General features: G+C 71.9%; 12 protein-coding genes. 3 read left to right on the forward strand and 9 right to left on the reverse strand.

Annotated features, from left to right (window positions below; genetic code table 11):
• Nucleotides 1–203: 203 nt before the first annotated feature.
• Both BS75_RS20280 and BS75_RS20285 read right to left on the reverse strand, forming a co-directional pair.
• A complete protein-coding gene (locus BS75_RS20280) occupies nucleotides 204–1220 on the reverse strand; it encodes a WD40 repeat domain-containing protein (RefSeq protein ID WP_042438511.1) in 1017 nt (338 codons plus the stop codon).
• A gap of 315 nt (nucleotides 1221–1535) precedes the next feature.
• A complete protein-coding gene (locus tag BS75_RS20285; protein ID WP_034089273.1) occupies nucleotides 1536–2702 on the reverse strand; it encodes a pyridoxal phosphate-dependent aminotransferase in 1167 nt (388 codons plus the stop codon).
• A gap of 165 nt (nucleotides 2703–2867) precedes the next feature.
• Here BS75_RS20285 and BS75_RS20290 point away from each other — a divergent pair, with 165 nt between their 5' ends.
• On the forward strand, nucleotides 2868–4103 hold the full coding sequence (locus tag BS75_RS20290; RefSeq protein ID WP_231607839.1) for a mannosyltransferase family protein: 1236 nt from the start codon (nucleotides 2868–2870) through the stop codon (nucleotides 4101–4103).
• A 79-nt stretch (nucleotides 4104–4182) separates the two neighbouring features.
• On the opposite strand, the gene BS75_RS20295 is transcribed toward BS75_RS20290, so the two are convergent.
• The 4 genes from BS75_RS20295 to BS75_RS49390 form a co-directional block, all read right to left on the reverse strand.
• Nucleotides 4183–4737 carry a type III secretion system chaperone family protein gene (locus tag BS75_RS20295; RefSeq protein WP_034089275.1) on the reverse strand — a complete coding sequence of 185 codons (555 nt, stop codon included), beginning with the start codon at nucleotides 4735–4737 and terminating at the stop codon, nucleotides 4183–4185.
• Between the two features lie 68 nt (nucleotides 4738–4805).
• Entirely contained in the window at nucleotides 4806–7430 is a 2625-nt protein-coding gene (clpB, locus tag BS75_RS20300; RefSeq protein WP_034089276.1) for an ATP-dependent chaperone ClpB, read from the reverse strand.
• 176 nt (nucleotides 7431–7606) lie between these two features.
• A complete protein-coding gene (locus BS75_RS20305) occupies nucleotides 7607–8101 on the reverse strand; it encodes an LURP-one-related/scramblase family protein (RefSeq protein WP_034089277.1) in 495 nt (164 codons plus the stop codon).
• 392 nt (nucleotides 8102–8493) lie between these two features.
• On the reverse strand, nucleotides 8494–8763 hold the full coding sequence (locus BS75_RS49390; RefSeq protein WP_052069559.1) for a hypothetical protein: 270 nt from the start codon (nucleotides 8761–8763) through the stop codon (nucleotides 8494–8496).
• Between the two features lie 781 nt (nucleotides 8764–9544).
• On the opposite strand from BS75_RS49390, the gene BS75_RS49405 reads away from it, so the two are divergent.
• The gene (locus BS75_RS49405; protein ID WP_197092100.1) at nucleotides 9545–9808 is read left to right on the forward strand and encodes a hypothetical protein; all 264 of its coding nucleotides are present in this window, start codon (nucleotides 9545–9547) and stop codon (nucleotides 9806–9808) included.
• Between the two features lie 37 nt (nucleotides 9809–9845).
• Here BS75_RS49405 and BS75_RS20315 read toward each other — a convergent pair whose 3' ends face one another.
• Nucleotides 9846–10937, reverse strand: coding sequence for a glycosyltransferase (locus tag BS75_RS20315; RefSeq protein ID WP_034089278.1), 1092 nt, complete (start codon nucleotides 10935–10937; stop codon nucleotides 9846–9848).
• Between the two features lie 157 nt (nucleotides 10938–11094).
• On the reverse strand, nucleotides 11095–14226 hold the full coding sequence (locus BS75_RS20320; protein ID WP_152645939.1) for an FG-GAP repeat domain-containing protein: 3132 nt from the start codon (nucleotides 14224–14226) through the stop codon (nucleotides 11095–11097).
• A gap of 314 nt (nucleotides 14227–14540) precedes the next feature.
• Here BS75_RS20320 and BS75_RS20325 point away from each other — a divergent pair, with 314 nt between their 5' ends.
• Nucleotides 14541–16358 carry an NHL domain-containing thioredoxin family protein gene (locus BS75_RS20325; RefSeq protein WP_174515062.1) on the forward strand — a complete coding sequence of 606 codons (1818 nt, stop codon included), beginning with the start codon at nucleotides 14541–14543 and terminating at the stop codon, nucleotides 16356–16358.
• A 61-nt stretch (nucleotides 16359–16419) separates the two neighbouring features.
• On the opposite strand, the gene BS75_RS20330 is transcribed toward BS75_RS20325, so the two are convergent.
• Complete coding sequence (locus BS75_RS20330) at nucleotides 16420–17724, reverse strand: M18 family aminopeptidase (protein WP_034089281.1); 1305 nt, start codon at nucleotides 17722–17724, stop codon at nucleotides 16420–16422.
• Between the last annotated feature and the right edge of the window lie 233 nt (nucleotides 17725–17957).

The following is a 17957-nucleotide window of genomic DNA, read 5'->3' on the forward strand; positions in this document are numbered from 1 at the left end:
ATTACCGTTCCGTGACCCGCTGCACGCCCCCGGCGCGCGCTCCGGCGCTAGGACGTTTGCGCAGGTCAGGGCCATCGCCTCGGCGCAGACGGCAGATCGCCCCGGGCCGGTGGCCCGGGGCGATCGACGTGATCAAGCGTGTTCGGCTTCACATTCCGGCGCCGAGCCCGGCCGCACCGTCCGTGCCAGGCCCGGAGGCCGGGTCAGCGCACCGGCGGGAGCCAGAGCATGGTGTCCAGCTCACCGTCGACCCGCTGCGCGCCGGCGGGCGTGAAGCGGGTGGGACTCGCCACCGGCGCCGTCTCGACGGTGCTGTAGAAGCCGCCCATGGCTCCCCAGGGGAAGAGCGCCGCGACCACCGCGACCTGTCGCCCGTCCGGCGAGAAGGTCGCCGCGTAGAAGGCATGGGTGTTGTGCTGTGCGTCCTGGTACTCGGCGGCGATCCCGGTCACCTTGCCGGTGGCCAGGTCGGCCAGATAGGCGCTGCCGTCCCCGTAGGCCAGCTCACGGCCGCTCGGCGAGAAGCTCACCGCCCCGGTCGGCTCCACCGACAGGTGCAGCTCGTAGGGCTTGGCGTTGCCCGCCTTGAGCCAGAGGTTCCCGCCGACGTCCGCGGCCAGGGTCCGGCCGTCCGGCGAGTACGCCTCCGGCGCGACCAGGGTCGACTGCGGGAAGCCCGGAGCAACCGGGGTCAGCCCCTTGCCGTCGATGCCGATCCGGTAGAGCTGGTTGCCGTCGGTGCTCCTGTTCTCCACGTCGAAGAGCAGGTGCCGACCGTCCGGCGTGAAGATCGCCCGGTCGAAGGAGTAGGCGGTGCTCGGCAGCCGGTAGACGACCCGGCCGTGGGTGCCGTCCCGGTCCATCACGTGCAGCGCCAGCGGGGTGGTGATCGGCCCGCTCCCGGCGTCCGGCACCGCCGGTCCGATGTACGAGACCAGCCCGGCGTCGGGCGAGGCCGAGGGCTCGCAGCCGGCGCCGGTCGGGGTGAACTCGGCGACCTTGCCGGTGACCGGGTCGGTCGCCGACAGCGCGCACACCCCCGGGAACCCGTCGTCGGCCGTCCCGGAGATGATCTGCCCCTCGCTCGGACGCGCGGCGGATGCGGTGGCCGCCGTGGCGCTCGGCCCGGTGGCCGCCTCCGCGCCGGCGCCGGAGGCTCCCCACATCCCCGCCAGCAGCACCGCCGCCGTCACGAACGCACGCGCGCGCTGATTCCCCATGGCACTCCCCCCACCTGCGCGAGCACCGCTCTGACGCCCGCCACCGCTCCCGCCCCCTCACGCTTCCTCGACCCCCAGGGAACCGGGCAGCCCCTCGAACATATCCGCCACCAAATGCGGTCAGCAATACCGCTGTTGACTGATCCTCAGATCCGTTGGCGCACAGGGGCACGACCGGCGCACCCGCCCCGACGGCGCGCCGCCGCAGCCCGGGAACCCGCTATCAGGGTCGCGGCACGCCGTGACCGCCCCGGAATCAGTCACTCTGCTGCCGCGGGACAGATCAGCCCGTACAACGGACAGCGGCCGAGCAGGTCACCCTCCCAGGCGCTGAAGCTGGACTGCCGCATCGGCGAGGACCTGGTCCTGCTTGCAGAAGGTGAAGCGGACCTGGGTGCGGCCGGCTTCGGGGTCGTCGTAGAAGACGGAGTTGGGGATGGCGACCACGCCGCAGCGTTCGGGCAGCGCGCGGCAGAAGGCGTAGGCGTCCTTCTCGCCGAAGGGGGTGATGTCGGTGGTGATGAAGTAGGTGCCCTGGGGCTGGTAGACCTCGAAACCCGCCGCGCGCAGGCCGTCGGCCAGGAGGTCGCGCTTGCGGAGCAGGTCGGTGCGCAGGGTGGTGAAGTAGCCGTCCGGGAGCCGCAGGGCCTCTGCGACGGCGTACTGGAACGGGCCGGCGCTGACATAGGTCAGGTACTGCTTGGCGGTTCGGACGGCGGCGACCAACTCCCGCGAAGCCGTCACCCAGCCGACCTTCCAGCCGGTGAAGGAGAAGGTCTTGCCGGCGGAGGAGATGGAGACGGTGCGCTCGCGCATCCCGGGGAGGGCGGCGATGGGGTGGTGCGCGCCGCTGAAGACCAGGTGCTCGTAGACCTCGTCGGTGACCACCAGGAGGTCGTGCTCCACGGCCAGTTCGGCGATGGCGCTGAGCTCGTCCGGGGAGAGCACCATGCCGGTCGGGTTGTGCGGGGAGTTGAGCAGGAGCAGCCGGGTGCGCGGGGTGACCAGCGAGCGCAGCAGGTCGAGGTCGGGGCGGAAGTCCGGGGCGCGCAGGGTGAGCGGGACGCGGGTGGCGCCGGCCATGGCGATGCAGGCCGCGTAGGAGTCGTAGAACGGCTCGAAGGCGATCACCTCGTCACCGGGCTCCAGCAGCGCCAGCATCGCGGCGGCGATGGCCTCGGTCGCTCCGGCGGTGACCAGCACCTCGCCGTCGGGGTCGTAGGCGAGGCCGTAGAACCGCTGCTGGTGCTCGGCGATCGCCGCGCGCAGCTCGGGGATGCCGGGGCCGGGCGGGTACTGGTTGCCCCTGCCCTCGCGGATCGCGCGGACCGCCGCCTCGGCGATCTCGGCCGGGCCGTCGGTGTCCGGGAAGCCCTGGCCCAGGTTGATCGCGCCGGTCGCGGTGGCCAGCGCCGACATCTCCGCGAAGATCGTCGTCCCCAGCCCGTCGAGGCGTCGGTTCAGCAGCGGCCTTGCAGTCATCTTCGGCTCCTCGTGTGTGCGACTGCTGGCCATCCTCGGGCCGGGCCCGCGACCGCGACAAGCCCGGTCGGGTCACTGCGGCCGATCGGACGCCCGGGACGTGCGAGGAACCGTGGTCGGCCGAAGCCGGATCCCGGGCCGGTGGACGTACGGGAGAATGCCCGGGTGGACGAAGACCTTCTCGACAGCGCTCAGCAGCAGGCCGGGCGACGAACCAGGGGCGCTGCGAGGGCCGGCGCGGACCCGGCGGACGCATCGGCGCCGTCACGGCCGTCCGCCGGGCGCAGCGTGCTGCGCGCGCTGCGGGGTGCGGCGCTGCCACTCGCGGTGGCGGTCGCGTCCGCGCTGCTGAGCTGCCTGCTGATGAACTGGATGAAGACCCCGGGCGAGACCCTGGCCGGGCGGTTCCACGTCTGGGACGCGAGCTTCTACGTGCAGATCGCCGAGTCCGGCTATCCGCACGGCTACACCTACGGAGCCAACGGCCAGCTGTCCGGCAACAGCCTGGCGTTCTTCCCGCTCTACCCGCTGCTGATCCGGATCGTCCACCTGCTCACCGGGTTGGCCTTCGGCACCTCCGCCGTCGTCGTCGCCTGGCTCTGCGCGGCGGGTGCGGCCGTCGCCGTCCACCACCTGGTCGCCCGGCTGCACTCGGCCCGGGTGGCCGGCTTCGCGGTGGCGCTGGTGTTCTGCCAGCCGATGGCCGTGTCGCTGTGGATCGGCTACACCGAGAGCCTGTTCCTGCTGCTCGCGGCGGCGGCGCTGCTGGCGGTGCGGAAGGAGGCGTGGGTCTGGGCCGGTGTGCTCACCTGCCTGGCCGGGCTGACCCGGTCGACCGGGGTCGCCGTCGCGGCGGCACTGGTCGTCGGCGTGCTGCTGGCCGCGCGCCGGGAGCGGTCGCTGCGCCCGCGGATGCTGGTGGGCTGCCTGCTCGGCTGCGTCGGGATGCCCGTCTACCTGCTGTGGGTCGGTCTGCGGGTGGGCCAGCTGGACGGCTGGGCGCGGATCCAGAGCGCCGGCTGGAGCACGGCCTGGGACTGGGGCAGCAGCACGTTCGACTTCCTCAGCAGCACCCTGCACGGCGCGGACGGCTGGGTGCAGGTGAGCGTGGCCTTCGTCCTGCTCGGCTACGTGGTGGCGTGCGCGGCGGCCCTGCTGAGCCGCCCGTGGCCGCCGCTGGCCGTGTACGGGGCGCTGATCCTGGTGATGTCGCTGGGGCAGAGCAACTACTACCACTCCAAGCCGCGGCTGCTGGTCCCGGTGCTGCTGGCGGTGCTCCCGCTCGCGGAGGCGCTGGCCCGCGGGCGCCGGCCCGGGGCGTACCTGGCGCTGGCCTGGATCGCCTTCCTCGGCAGCTGGTTCGGCGCCTACATGCTCACGGTCTGGCCCTACGCGATCTGATCCGCAGCAGGACGGGGCCGCAGCAGGACGGGGCCGGTACGCATGCTGCGTACCGGCCCCGTTCAGCTGTGCTGACAGATCAGTCCTCGGCGGGACCGTCGGAGTCCTCGTCGCCCTCGGCGGAGCCGTCGACGTCCTTGACCAGGCCGAGGCGGTTCGCCAGCCACTGGTCGAAGGCGACCGAGGCCTGGGTCCAGTTGGCGGTCATGGCGACGAAGTAGTTGATGTTGACGCCCATGCCGACGATCATCTGCGACTCACCGATGACCCGGATCACGCCGTCGTCGTGGGTGTGGGTGTAGACCTTCGGCCAGAGCGACTCGCGGTTCCACTCGTCCAGCGCCTCCAGCAGCTCGGTCTTGGAGTCGATCGAGTGCGGGCGGTCGTAGAAGGTGCGGACCGCGAAGAGCTCCTTCTGGTCGCCGCGGAACATGTAGTAGACGCGGAAGCCCTCCCAGGGGGCGAGGAGGTCGCCCTCCTCGTCCATGGCGTGCTTCAGCTCCATCTGGTCCAGCAGCTGGCGCACCAGGTCCTGGTTCGGAACGACCACGGGCGGCGGCCCGGCCTCGCCCGACGGCTGCTGCGGCGGCTGCGGCACCCCGAAGGACGGGATGGACGACGGGTCGATGCTCATCGAGACGAGTTCCCTTCAAGAAGACTTTGCATGTCCATCCTGCCTCATGGGTGCCGGGCCGCGAAGCTTCAGCCCAGCTTCTTCAGAGAAGGCACGGAACGTTCAGCCGCCCGCACCGTGAGCTTGTCCGTTGCCTCATCCAGGTCCACCTCGACGGTGTCGCCGTCGAGCACCTCTCCGCTGAGGATCGCGCGCGCCAACTGGTCGCCGATCGCCGACTGCACCAGCCGCCGCAGCGGGCGCGCCCCGTACGCCGGGTCGTAGCCGGTGAGCGCCAGCCAGTCCCGGGCAGCCGCGTTGACCTGCAGCGTCAGCCGCCGGTCGGTGAGCCGCCGGTCCAGCGCGGCGACCTGGAGGTCGACGATCCGGGCCAGCTCCTCGGTGTCCAGCGCATCGAAGATCACGATGTCGTCGAGCCGGTTCAGGAACTCCGGCTTGAACGAGGCCCGCACCGTCTCCATCACCCGGGACCTCTTGGTGGCCTCGTCCAGGTTGGGGTCGATCAGCCACTGCGAGCCCAGGTTGGAGGTCAGGATGAGGATGGTGTTGCGGAAGTCGACCGTCCGCCCCTGGCCGTCCGTCAGCCGGCCGTCGTCCAGCACCTGCAGCAGGATGTCGAAGACCTCCGGGTGGGCCTTCTCGACCTCGTCCAGCAGCACCACGCTGTAGGGGCGGCGGCGCACCGCCTCGGTCAGCTGGCCGCCCTCCTCGTAGCCGACGTAGCCGGGGGGCGCCCCGACCAGCCGCGCCACCGAGTGCTTCTCGCCGTACTCGCTCATGTCGATCCGGGTCATCGCCCGCTCGTCGTCGAAGAGGAAGTCCGAGAGCGCCTTCGCCAGCTCGGTCTTGCCGACACCGGTCGGGCCGAGGAAGAGGAAGGAACCGGTCGGCCGGTCCGGGTCGGCGACGCCCGAGCGGGAGCGGCGCACCGCGTCCGACACCGTCTGGACGGCGGTGCTCTGGCCGATCAGCCGACGGCCCAGCTCCTGCTCCATCCGCAGCAGCTTCGCGGTCTCGCCCTCCAGCAGCCGGCCGGCCGGGATCCCGGTCCAGGAGGCGACGACGTCGGCGACGTCGTCCGGGCCGACCTCCTCCTTCACCATCGAGGCCGTCGAGGCCTCGGAGCGGGCGGCGTCCTGGCCCTCGGCCAGCTCGCGCTCGGCGGCCGGGATGTCCGCGTACATCAGCCGCGAGGCCGTGGTGAAGTCGCCGTCGCGCTCGGCGCGCTCGGCCTGGCCGCGCAGGTCGTCCAGCCGCTCCTTCAGCTCGCCGACCTTGTTGAGGGTGGCCTTCTCCGCCTGCCAGCGGGCGGTCAGCCCGGCCAGCTGCTCCTGCTTGTCCGCGAGGTCGCGGCGCAGCCGGGCCAGCCGGTCGACGGAGGCGGCGTCGGACTCCTTGGCCAGCGCCATCTCCTCCATCCGCAGCCGGTCCACGGCGCGCTGCAGCTCGTCGATCTCCACCGGGGAGGAGTCGATCTCCATCCGCAGCCGGGACGCGGCCTCGTCGACCAGGTCGATGGCCTTGTCCGGCAGGAACCGGGAGGTGATGTAGCGGTTGGACAGGGTCGCGGCGGCGACCAGCGCGGCGTCCGAGATCTGGACCTTGTGGTGGGCCTCGTAGCGGCCCTTCAGCCCGCGCAGGATGGCGATGGAGTCCTCGACCGAGGGCTCGCCGACCATGACCTGCTGGAAGCGACGCTCCAGCGCGGCGTCCTTCTCGATGTGCTCGCGGTACTCGTCCAGCGTGGTCGCACCGACCATCCGCAGCTCGCCGCGGGCCAGCATCGGCTTGAGCATGTTGCCGGCGTCCATCGAGGAGTCGCCCCCGGCACCGGCGCCGACCAGGGTGTGCAGCTCGTCGATGAAGGTGACGACCTGCCCCTCGCTCTGCCTGATGTCCGCCAGGACGGCCTTCAGCCGCTCCTCGAACTCGCCGCGGTACTTCGCCCCGGCCACCATCGAGCTCAGGTCCAGTGAGACCAGCCGCTTGCCGCGCAGCGACTCCGGGACGTCCCCGGCGACGATGCGCTGGGCCAGGCCCTCGACCACGGCGGTCTTGCCGACGCCGGGCTCGCCGATCAGCACCGGATTGTTCTTGGTCCGCCGGGACAGCACCTGGACGACCCGGCGGATCTCCTGGTCGCGGCCGATCACCGGGTCCAGCTTGCCGTCACGGGCGGCCTGGGTGAGGTCGGTGCCGTACTTCTCCAGCGCCTTGTAGGTGCCCTCCGGGTCCGGCGAGGTGACCTTGCCGCTGCCCCGCACGTCCTTGAACGCGGCCAGCAGCGCCTTGGGGGTGGCCCCTTCGGCCCGCAGCGCGTCGGCGACCTGGCCGCCCTCGGCGGCGAGGCCGACCAGCAGGTGCTCGGTGGAGACGAAGGCGTCGTCGAGGTCGGCCGCCCGGGCGCCGGCCTCGTTCAGCACGGCGACCAACTGGCGGGCGATCTGCGGCGCGGAGACCGTCGAGCCCTGGGCGCTGGGCTGGGCGGCGTTGAGCCGCTCGGCGGCGGCCCGGAGCCGTACCGGGTCGGCCTTGACGGCCTCCAGCAGCGGCTTGGCGATACCCTCGGGCTGCTCCAGCAGCGCGAGCAGCAGGTGCACCGGGGTGACATCGGGGTTGCCCGCACTCGATGCCTGCCGGATCGCAGCCGACAGGGCTTCCTGCGCCTTGGTGGTGAGCTTGCTCGCGTCCACGCTGGGGTGTCCTCCTGAGCTCGGCGTGACTGTGGACCGGAGTGAACCACTGGGCGTGCCTCACCCAGCGAATCCTGCCATGGTGAACATGACGTAAGTTGAGTCTATTCCACTCAAGGCAGGATCTGGGACGTCTCCGGCCGACGCCGGACCGCAGTCGGCGCCGAGCGCCTGCGCTACAGCCGGTCCTGGTGCTCCGCCGCCTGCATGTGGTCCACGCAGACCGCGACGCTGAGCAGCAGCGGCACGTCCTGGTCGTCCTGGATGTCGATGCCGTAGGTGTCGCGGAAGCTGAACCACTTCCGGCTGATGTGGGCGATCCGGTGGCCGTGCTCCTCGACCGCGAACTCGTGGTCGCTGAAGTTGCCGTGCACCTCCAGCTCCCGCCCGTCGTGGAGGTGCACCTCGTACTTGTCCCGGAACGGGGTGAACAGCTTCTTCTTCACCGTGGCGACGACCTCGCCGTCCCGTTCGATCTTCATCGCGTCGCGGATGCTCACCAGCTTCTTCTTGACCACGGCCACCTTGTGGCCGTGCATGTCCTTGAGCTCGAAGGTGTCCGAGATCCGGAGGATCTTCGCGTCCACCAGGAACGCCTTCTCGCCGTGCTCGGTGGTGATCCAGAAGTCGTCGCCGATCGAGAACAACCGGTCGCGCAACAGGTACTTCATGCCGCCCCGCCTCCTTGAGTGATCCTGCGTCGGCGTACCGGCCCGCCTCGGCGCGCGCTTGCGCGCGTCCGCGCGGGGCCGTGCATCCGCTGTCCGTGGAGACGCCTTCCCCCGGCCCGCCGGTTCGACCCTTCCATGCACCCGTACGTGGCGGAAGACCGAACGGAGAAACGGTCAGCTGACGGTGGGTGAGCTGACGGGGTGGCATTCCGTTCATGCGGTTATCGGATCTCTGCTCAGGGGGACGTTCGCGACGGCCGAGGCGCGCGAAGGTCATGCACCGGGGGCGTCCGCTGCGAAGCACGCCCCCGCGCCACACCCGAGAGAAAGCGACAGTGACGGGCCATGACGCAGAGAAGGATCCCCCGCCGTTCCGGCACGACGTTCGGCAGCTACTCCCGACCGGTCCAGCGCGTCGCGGCCCTGACCGGCGCGCTGGCGACCGTCTGCCTGCTGTGCGCCACCCCGGCCGGGGCCAGCGCGAGCGCGAACGAGACCGCCCATACCCGGCAGCAGGCCGCGCGCCTCGGCGGCGCGGTGCAGGGAGGCGCGAGGCAGACGGGCTCGGGGTACGCGGGTTCGGGGTACGCGGTCTCGGAGCACGGGCAGCCGAAGTCGACCTGCCCGCCGAAGAAGTCCCATGAGCACGAACACGCGGCCATGTGCGAGGAGCAGGGCCGGACCGGACCGGCCGGTCCTGCGGGAGCGCCGGGCCAGACCGGCCCCGCAGGGGCGACGGGCGCCACGGGAGAGGCCGGGGCGATGGGCCCCGCCGGACCCATGGGGGCGACCGGAGCGACCGGGGCTATGGGAAGTCCGGGTGCGACCGGCGCCAGGGGGCCGGTGGGAGAGGTCGGCGCCACGGGAGCCACCGGTCCGGCCGGGCCGAAGGGCGACCGTGGGCCGTCCGGACTGACCGGACCGACCGGAACTGCGGGGACGCCGGGGGCAACCGGGCAGCCGGGGGCAGTCGGGGCAAAGGGCGATACGGGGGCGGCAGGGGCGACCGGGGCGAAGGGCGATGCCGGCCCGATGGGGCCGATCGGGGCGAAGGGCGACACCGGCCCCGCAGGGCCGGCCGGAGCGAAGGGCTCGAAGGGCGCGACCGGCGCGACCGGGGCAGCGGGTGCTACTGGCATGCCGGGTGCCACTGGGGCTGCAGGGTTGCCAGGGGTACCTGGCTTGATCGGAGCTACCGGAGCTACCGGAGCAACTGGAGCTACCGGTGCCACCGGACCCTCCGGGGCAACGGGTGCAACCGGTGCGAAGGGTGCAACGGGTCCTGCAGGTCCCAATGGGGCTACGGGTCTCACCGGTGCGGACGGGGCCACCGGCGCCACGGGGCCAACCGGCGCAACCGGGGCCCCGGGGGCGGTCGGGGCGACCGGGCCCGACGTCGGCATCGCTGCGATCTTCGACGGGAGCACCGAGCTGCGGACCGCCGTGAACGCGAGTGGCGCCGCCTACCTCCAGGACAGCCGCACTGCGGGAACGCCCTGGATGCCGCTCTCCCTCGTCGCCGACTACCCCTCCGGCAGGATCGCCGCCGGCTCCGTCGCCCTCCAGGGTCACAACCTCTTCATCACCCTGCTGACCAGCAGCGGCTCTGCCTACGAGACCGTCTGCATGGACGACCCGACGTCGCTGACGGCGGAGAACCTCAACTCCCGGTGCAGCGCCTTCACCGCCGTGACACCCATTCCCTGACGAGCCGCCCTGGCCGAGGAGTCGGCGGCGGATCCGCTCAGCGGACCGCCGCCGACTCGGCCAGGAGCTGGACCGCGAACTCCCGGTTGGCCCGGGTCTGCTCGCGGTACGGGGCGGGCAGGTCGGCCAGGGCCAGCAGCCGGTCGCAGGCCGCGAGCGAGCCCTGCGGGTCGCCGCTCCAGTAGGCGGCGATGGAGTGCTCGAACAGCAGGCCCCAGCGGTAGATCCACGGCTGGACGAAGAGCCAGTCGTCGGGCTGGGGACGGTCGAGGCCGGCCCGGGTGAAGGCGTGCGCCGCCTGGTAACGGCCCAGCAGTCGCAGCCGCGAGGCGAGCTCGTAGCTGGCCTCCAGCCGCTGCGGCCGTACCTCCCCCGCCCGCACCAATGCGTCCATCGCGCCCGGCCAGTCGTCGTTCCCGGCCCTCAGGACGCCTGCCTGGAGCAGCGCGTAGTACACCTCCTCCTCCCAACCGCCCATCTCGGCGCGGCGTTCGTAGAGGTCGACCGCCGCCGTGGTCTCACCGAGGTCCCGAAGGGTCTGGGCCAGGTAGAAGACGGCACGGGAGTTGCCGGGATCGCGGTCGAGCTCCGCGCGCAGCAGTCGGGCGTCGCGGGTGAACTTGTCCGACCTCGACCCGCCGTCGGCGAAGTGCTCGACGGAGATGGCGTCGATGGTGGCCGGAACGTCCCGCTCATCGGTCGTCAGGTACTCGTGGGTCGAGCCGACGTAGCGCCAGTCGGTACTGCTCCGCACCAGCCGCTTCACCCGGTACTCGGTGTCGCTGACATGCCGCACCAGGTACGAGTCGGCGGTCAGCTCGGGGATTTCCCCCGCCTGCCGGACGACCATGTCGGCGTCGATCAGCAGCAGGTAGTCGGACCGGCCCCGGGCGTGCCGGATGTTGAGCGTGCGGTTGTGCCCGAAGTCGACCCAGGGCTCCTGGTGCAGTTCGCCGGGGATCCCGGCCAGGGCCGACCGGATCAGCTCCTGGGTTCCGTCGGTCGAGCCGGTGTCGGAGATCACCCAGTAGTCGATCAGCCCTCGTACCGAGGCCAGGCAGCGCTCGATGACCTGTACCTCGTTCTTGACGATCATGCACAGGCAGATGGAAATCCGCTGTTCCACCATGACCTCCCAGGCTGCGCCGTCGCCGCACGCCGCCCGGGCGTCCGCACCGTTCGGATCGTATCCGGCCGACCCCGGCCCAGCCGGAAGCAACACCTCCGGATATGGGAACGCGGCCCCGCCGGTGTTCCGGCGGGGCCGCGCGTCCTCGGTCGGTCGGTCAGTACAGGCCGGCGAAGACGTTCCAGCCGCCGCCGAGACGGACCCGGGTCGGGAAGGTCCCGTTCGCGCTGCTCTCGTAGCGCCAGAGCGTCCCCGAGGAGTCGCGGGCCACGATGTCGCTGCGGCCGTCGCCGCCCAGGTCGCCGACGCCGACGACGGCGGTGTAGCCGCCGAAGCCGCTGCCCACCTCGGTCCGCGCGCCGAACCCCCCGTGGCCGTTGCCGAGGTAGCGCCACAGGATGCCACGGGAGTCCATGGCGACGATGTCGCCCGCGCCGTCGCCGTTGACGTCGCCCACGGAGACGATCCAGTCGTAGGCGTTCCACCCTGCGCTGATCCGGACCGGCGCCGAGAAGCCCCGGCTGTTGCCGGCGAAGAACCACAGCACACCGGAGCGGTCACGGGCGATCAGGTCGTCGTGGCCGTCACCGTTCAGGTCCCCGACACCGACCAACTGGTCGAAGGCGTTCCAGCCGGCGCCGATGGTCATCGGCTTGGAGCTGTTGAAGCTGGGCCAGTTGGCGATTCCGGGGTAGTACTTGAGCACGCCGTTGCCGGTGCGCGCCAGGACGCCGTTCACCCCGCTGCTGTCCAGGTCCCCGAACAGGACCACGTCGTTGACCTGGTTGGCGCCGTTGCCGAGCGACCAGGACGAGTAGAGCCCCTCGTCGACCAGACCGCCCTGGCCATTGCCCTGGTAGATGAAGCCGGAACCGGCCGGGTACTGCGGGATGGCACGGCCGGTGATCCCGAACAGCGTCGGCGTGCCGTTCTCGTCGTAGGAGTGGAAGGGCTCGACGCCGCCCTGGAGCAGAACCGTTCCGGACGCCACCTGATCCGCAGGACCGGTCGGATCATCGGCCGGAGTCGCCCATACCGTCCAGGTGTAGGGGCCGTCGTAGACGCGCTTGCCCGCGTCCGTCAGCCCGTTCCAGTTCGCCGTCAGCTCGGCCGGGGTCGGTCCGCCGGTCTCCACGTGCACCTGCTGGCCGGTGGAGGCGCGGCTGACCACCAGGCGCCAACTGCTCACCGGGCGACTGACCGTCGCCCCGACGTACCAGGGAACCCCGCTGGTGTTGGGCGGCGTGATCACATCGATCGACTGTGCGGCGATCCCCGACACCGCCGAGGCGGGTACCCCGGTGGTGAGCACGTGGACCGTGTTCGACGCGTCGGCGTAGGCGACGTCGCCGCTGGTCCGGTCGACCGTCCAGTCGATGTCCCGGTCGTCACCGGTGAAACCGGCAGCGAAGGTGGCGAGTGTCGTGGTCGCCCCCACGCTGTCCGCGTGAACGTCCGTCAGCTGCAGCTCACCCGAGGCCGAGTCGTGTCGGACCACGTATCCGTCGCCGAGCAGTAGCGGTCCGGCCGGGACCGGGATCTCCTGGTCGGTGGCCAGGTCGTAGACGCCCGCCGGGCCGGCCGCCCCACAGCTCCAGTAGAGCCAGTGCTGCGCCACCTGGATCTCGCTGGCCGCGCAGTCGGCGCCGGTGGAGATCGTCCGGACGACCGGCGCGGAGCGGAGGCCGTCCTGCTCGGCAAACGCCTGGATCCGGCCGGGGCCGGAGGTCCGCCAGAGCGTGCCCTGCCACAGCGCGGCACCGGTGACCGGGACGGGGGCGGTCGCCACGTCCTGGCCGGGCTCCCAGACATACTGCTGGCTGCCGGAGTCGACGACCTCGAACTCGGAGTCCGCGTCGACGATCCGGGTGTCCGGCGAGGGGAAGCCGTACTGGATGCCCTCGACATAGGCCGTGGCCCCGCTCGCCGAGGGCACCACCTCGGTGTCGCCGTACCAGCTGCCGTCGACCATTCGGACGCACTCGGCGTCCACGGCGCAGGGGCCCGGGGTCCTGCTCAGGTAGCCCCAGCTGACCGGACCGGTGCCGAGGGTGTTGCTGGTGGCCGAGGCCGCCGCCAGCGGGGTGGTGGAGAGCGCGAAACGGTCGGGCGCGTTCAGTTGCGGGACCTGCAGCAGCTGCCGGACCTGGCCGTAGTCCATGGTCAGCGTGGCGGTGGTGGCGGCCGGCGGCGGAAGTTGACGCACCACGGTCGTGCTCAGGCTGCCGTCGGACGCGGCGGTGAACCGCTGCACCGACTGCACCGTGCTCGTCCCACCGGCGACCAGGACTCCACCGACGCCCTCGAACAGCGGGGACAGGCTGGTCACGGCGGCCAACTGAGTGTCGATCAGAGTGGGCGTGCCACCGGTCGCGAGTGGCACCGCGTACAGGCTTTTGGGACCGCTGCCCACATTCGGCGCCGCTGCCGCCACCATCAGCAACTGGCCGCCGACCACCGCGAATCTGCCGGGCTGGGTCGGCATCGCGACGGACACCTGCTGCACCGTCGCCGCACCGGCGACCACATCGGCCACCGCGACCGACGACACCGTCAGGGTCCCGCTGGAATAGGAGGAGGTGTAGAGGTAGCCGCCCGAGAGTGTCGGGACGGTGGGGCCGAACCCGACCGGTACCGGCACCGCCACCCCGCTGGAGAGGTCCAGCAGGAACTCCTGCTGGCCGGTCTCGCCCGGCTGCGGCGCCGTGGTCACCAGCGCGTAGTCGTCGGTGCCCTGGTCGAAGGAGACCGCGAGCACGGCCGCGGACGGCAGGCCCGAGACCGGCAGGTCGGACGTGGTTCCGTCCGGGTTGAGCTGGAGCAGGTTCAGAGCGCTGCCCTGCGTGGTGACTGCACGAGTGCCGTCCAGCCCGAAGCCCCGCAGCCGGACGCCGGGGAACTGGTAGACCGCCCAGACACCGGTGGCCGGGTCCCCTACGGTGATCGCGCCCGAGGTGCTCCTGTAGACCAGGTGGTCACCGCCGGCCGACAGGAAATCAGTGGTCGCCACACCCGCCATCTCCGGCTGCGGGGTGTCCGTGCCGGTCGCGTAGTCCGTCCAGACGTAGCCCTGCAGGCCCTGCTCAAGGTGCAGGAACCCGGTGGCGCCGGCCGCCACGATCTGCTCGGCGCGAGAGGGCGCGAGCTGCGGCGCGGGCAGCGTCGCCACCTCCGTCGGCGTTCCCGCCGGAACCGGCTGGGCCGCGGACGCCCCGGGCACGCCTCCGGCCAGTGCCGCCACGACCACCAATGACGCCAGGCCGATTCTCAACCGCTGCTGTACCGCCACGCCCCACCCCAACCGCACGAAGAATTGTCGGCTCAGGCCGCAGTCCGCACCGGGCAGCTCATCGTCGGCTGTTCCACCCCGTCGGCACCGCGTCGTCCACTGAGCAGGCGGAGCCTAGCAACGGCCACAGACCGGCCACCGCCGCGTTTTCGACCGCTGGGGACGAGCCGGACGGATGTGTCAGGTATGTCCCCGCGCCACTTACCGATTTCACACCCGACGAGAACCGACGGCACCGTGATCACCGCGCTGTCGGGCACAGGTCCGACCCGGTCGAGGAATGCGCCCGCATCCCGATGGGGTTGGATACGGACATGGCTTCACGTGCACGGGTACGCGCCCCCGAACTTGTCGGCGCAGGCGGATGGCTCAACACCGGCGGCAGCGAGCTGACCCTCGCCGAGCTGCGGGGCAAGATCGTCCTGTTGGACTTCTGGACCTTCTGCTGCATCAACTGTCTCCACGTCCTGGACGAGCTGCGCGAGTTGGAGGAGAAGCACCGCGACACCCTGGTGATCGTCGGGGTGCACTCGCCCAAGTTCGTGCACGAGGCCGAGCACCGGGCCGTGGTGGACGCCGTGGCCCGCTACGACGTCCGGCACCCGGTGCTGGACGACCCGGAGCTGGCGACCTGGAAGCAGTACGCCGTCCGGGCCTGGCCGACGCTGGTGGTGGTCGACCCCGAGGGCTACGTCGTCGCCCAGCACGCCGGCGAGGGCCACGCCCACGCCATCGCCGCCCTGGTCGCCGAGCTGGAGGCCGAGCACGCCGCCAAGGGCACCCTCCGGCGCGGGGACGGCCCCTATGTCGCGCCGGTCGCCGAGCCCGGCACGCTGCGCTTCCCCGGCAAGGCGGTCCGGCTGCCCGGCGGCGGCTACCTGGTCGCCGACTCCGGCCACCACTCGCTGGTGGAACTGGCCGAGGACGGCGAGACACCGGTGCGCCGGATCGGCAGCGGTGAGCGCGGCTTCGCCGACGGCCCGGCCGCGCAGGCGAGCTTCAGCGAACCGCAGGGGCTGGCGCTGCTGCCGGACGGCAGCGTGGTCGTCGCCGACACCGTCAACCACGCCCTGCGCCGGGTGGATCCGGCCGACGGCAGCGTGGTGACCGTCGCCGGGACCGGCCGCCAGTGGTGGCAGTCCTCGCCCACCAGCGGGCCCGCCCGCGAGGTCGACCTGTCCTCGCCCTGGGACGTGGCCTGGTTCGAGGACCGGGTCTGGATCGCCATGGCCGGCACCCACCAGCTCTGGAGCTACGACCCGGCCCAGGACACGGTCGCGGTCGCGGCCGGGACCACCAACGAGGGCCTGGTCGACGGCCCGGCCGCCGAGGCCTGGTTCGCCCAGCCCTCCGGGCTCGCCGTCGGCGCGGACCGGCTCTGGGTCGCCGACGCGGAGACCTCGGCACTGCGCCATGTTTCACGTGAATCGGACGGCTCGTACACGGTCGGCACCGCGGTCGGCACCGGTCTGTTCGACTTCGGCCACCGCGACGGCGAGGCCGGCCAGGCGCTGCTCCAGCACCCGCTCGGGGTGACCGTGCTCCCCGACGGATCAGTCGCCGTCGCCGACACCTACAACCACGCCCTGCGTCGCTACGATCCGGCGTCCGGCCAGGTCAGCACCCTCGCGACCGATCTGCGGGAGCCCAGCGGCGCGGTCGTCGCCGACGGCGACATCGTGGTCGTGGAGTCCGCCCGGCACCGGCTCACCCGGCTCCGGCTGCCCGAGGAGGCCGTTCGGGTCGAGGCCACCGCGCACCGGACCCGGCGTCCGGCCACCGAGGTCGCCCCCGGCGAGCTCCGACTGGACGTGATCTTCACCCCGCCGGCCGGGCAGAAGCTGGACGAGTCCTACGGGCCGGCCACCCGGCTGCTGGTCAGCTCCACCCCGCCCGAGCTGCTGCTGGGCGGCGACGGCGCGGACACCGCACTGCACCGGACGCTGCGGTTGAACGAGGCGGTCGCCGAAGGGGTGCTGCACATCAGCGCGATGGCGGCGTCCTGCGACGACGATCCGGCGATCGAGTACCCGACCTGCCATGTTCACCAGCAGGACTGGGGGGTGCCGGTCCGGCTGGTACCGGGCGCGGCCGACCGCCTGCCGCTGGTGCTGGCCGGGATGGACGAGTAGGAAGCGGGTTTCTCGGGCGGCCGGGCACAGATTTGCCCGGCGGCCCCGAGAAGCGCGTCGGTCAGCCCTCCAGGAACGCCTTCAGCGCCGCGGCCAGCAGGAACGGGTCGTCCGCACCGCACAGCTCGCGTGCGGAGTGCATCGACAGGGCCGCGATGCCGCAGTCGACGGTGGCGATGCCCAGCCGTGCCGCGGTGATCGGGCCGATGGTGGTGCCGCAGGCGATGGCGTTGTTGGAGACGAAGGTCTGCCACGGCACCCCGGCCCGCTCACAGGCGGCCGCGAAGACCGCGCGACCGACGCCGTTGGTGGCGTAGCGGTTGTTGACGTTGACCTTGAGCACCGGTCCGCCGTTGGGCACCGGGTGGTGGCCCGGCTCGTGCCGCTCGCTGTAGTTGGGGTGCACCGCGTGGCTCATGTCCGAGGACAGGCAGATGGTCCCGGCCAGGGCCCGGGCCCTGGCCTCCAGGTCACCGCCACGGGCGAACACCGAGCGCTCCAGCACCGTGCCCAGCAGCGGACCCTGGGCGCCGGTGTCGGACTCGCTGCCGGTCTCCTCGTGGTCGAAGGCGGCGAGGACCGGGATGACCTCAAGCCCGGGCTCGCCGGCCACGGCGGCCAGGGCCGCGGTGCCGGCGTGGACGGAGAGCAGGTTGTCGAGCCGGGGCGCGGCCAGCAGTTCGCGGTCGCGGCCGAGGTAGGCGGGCCGCTGGACGTCGTGGACCATGAGGTCCCAGCCGGACACCTCCTCCGGCTCCAGACCCGCCGAGCCGGCGACATAAGCGATCAGCGCGCCCTCGGTGACCGGGCCGAGCCCCCAGATCGGGGTCAGGTGCCGCTGCTTGTCGAGGGTCATCCCGTCGTTGACGCTGCGGTCCAGGTGGATGGCCAGCTGCGGGACCCGGAGCAGCGGCTCGTCCAGGTGGACCAGCCGGGTGCTGCCGTCGCGGAGCACCAGCCGGCCGGAGAGGCCGAGGTCGCGGTCGAGCCAGGTGTTGAGCGGCACGCCGCCGTAGATCTCCACCGCGACCTGGCGCCAGCCGGCCGCGCCGGTGTCGGGGACCGGCTTGACCCGCAGGTTGGGTGAGTCGGTGTGGGCGCCGACGATCCGGAAGGGGGTGGTCGCGGTGGCGCCCTCGGGGACGTACCAGGCGATCAGCGCACCACCGCGGATGAGGTAGCGCCCGCCGGGGGTGCCCTCCCAGGCAGCGGTCTCCTCGACCTGCCGGAAGCCTGCCTTCTCAAGCCGCTCGGCCGCGCCGACCACCGCGTGGTACGGCGAAGGGCTGGCCTGGAGGTAGGCGATGAGGTCGTCAGTGTGGCTGCGGTCGAAGGCGAGGGAGCCTACGCCGGCTGCGCTGGTCAATGCTGCTCCTGAAGTGAGGGTCCTGAGGTGAAGCCGGGCAGGGGGGCGTGGGGCCGGTGGGGCCGGGGCCTCCCCCGGTCGAGCCTACGCCCGGGAGGAGACGGGTTAGCCGCGCTCGGACAGAGGCATGGTGCCGGAGAAGTACTCCATGGCGGACGGTTGTCCGACATATTCACGTCAGGACCTGGGTATGAGGCAGGGCCCCGAGGCGGTGCCTCGGGGCCCTGCGGGAG

The sequence above is a fragment of the Streptacidiphilus albus JL83 genome, from assembly GCF_000744705.1.
Classification (GTDB): Bacteria; Actinomycetota; Actinomycetes; order Streptomycetales; family Streptomycetaceae; genus Streptacidiphilus; species Streptacidiphilus albus.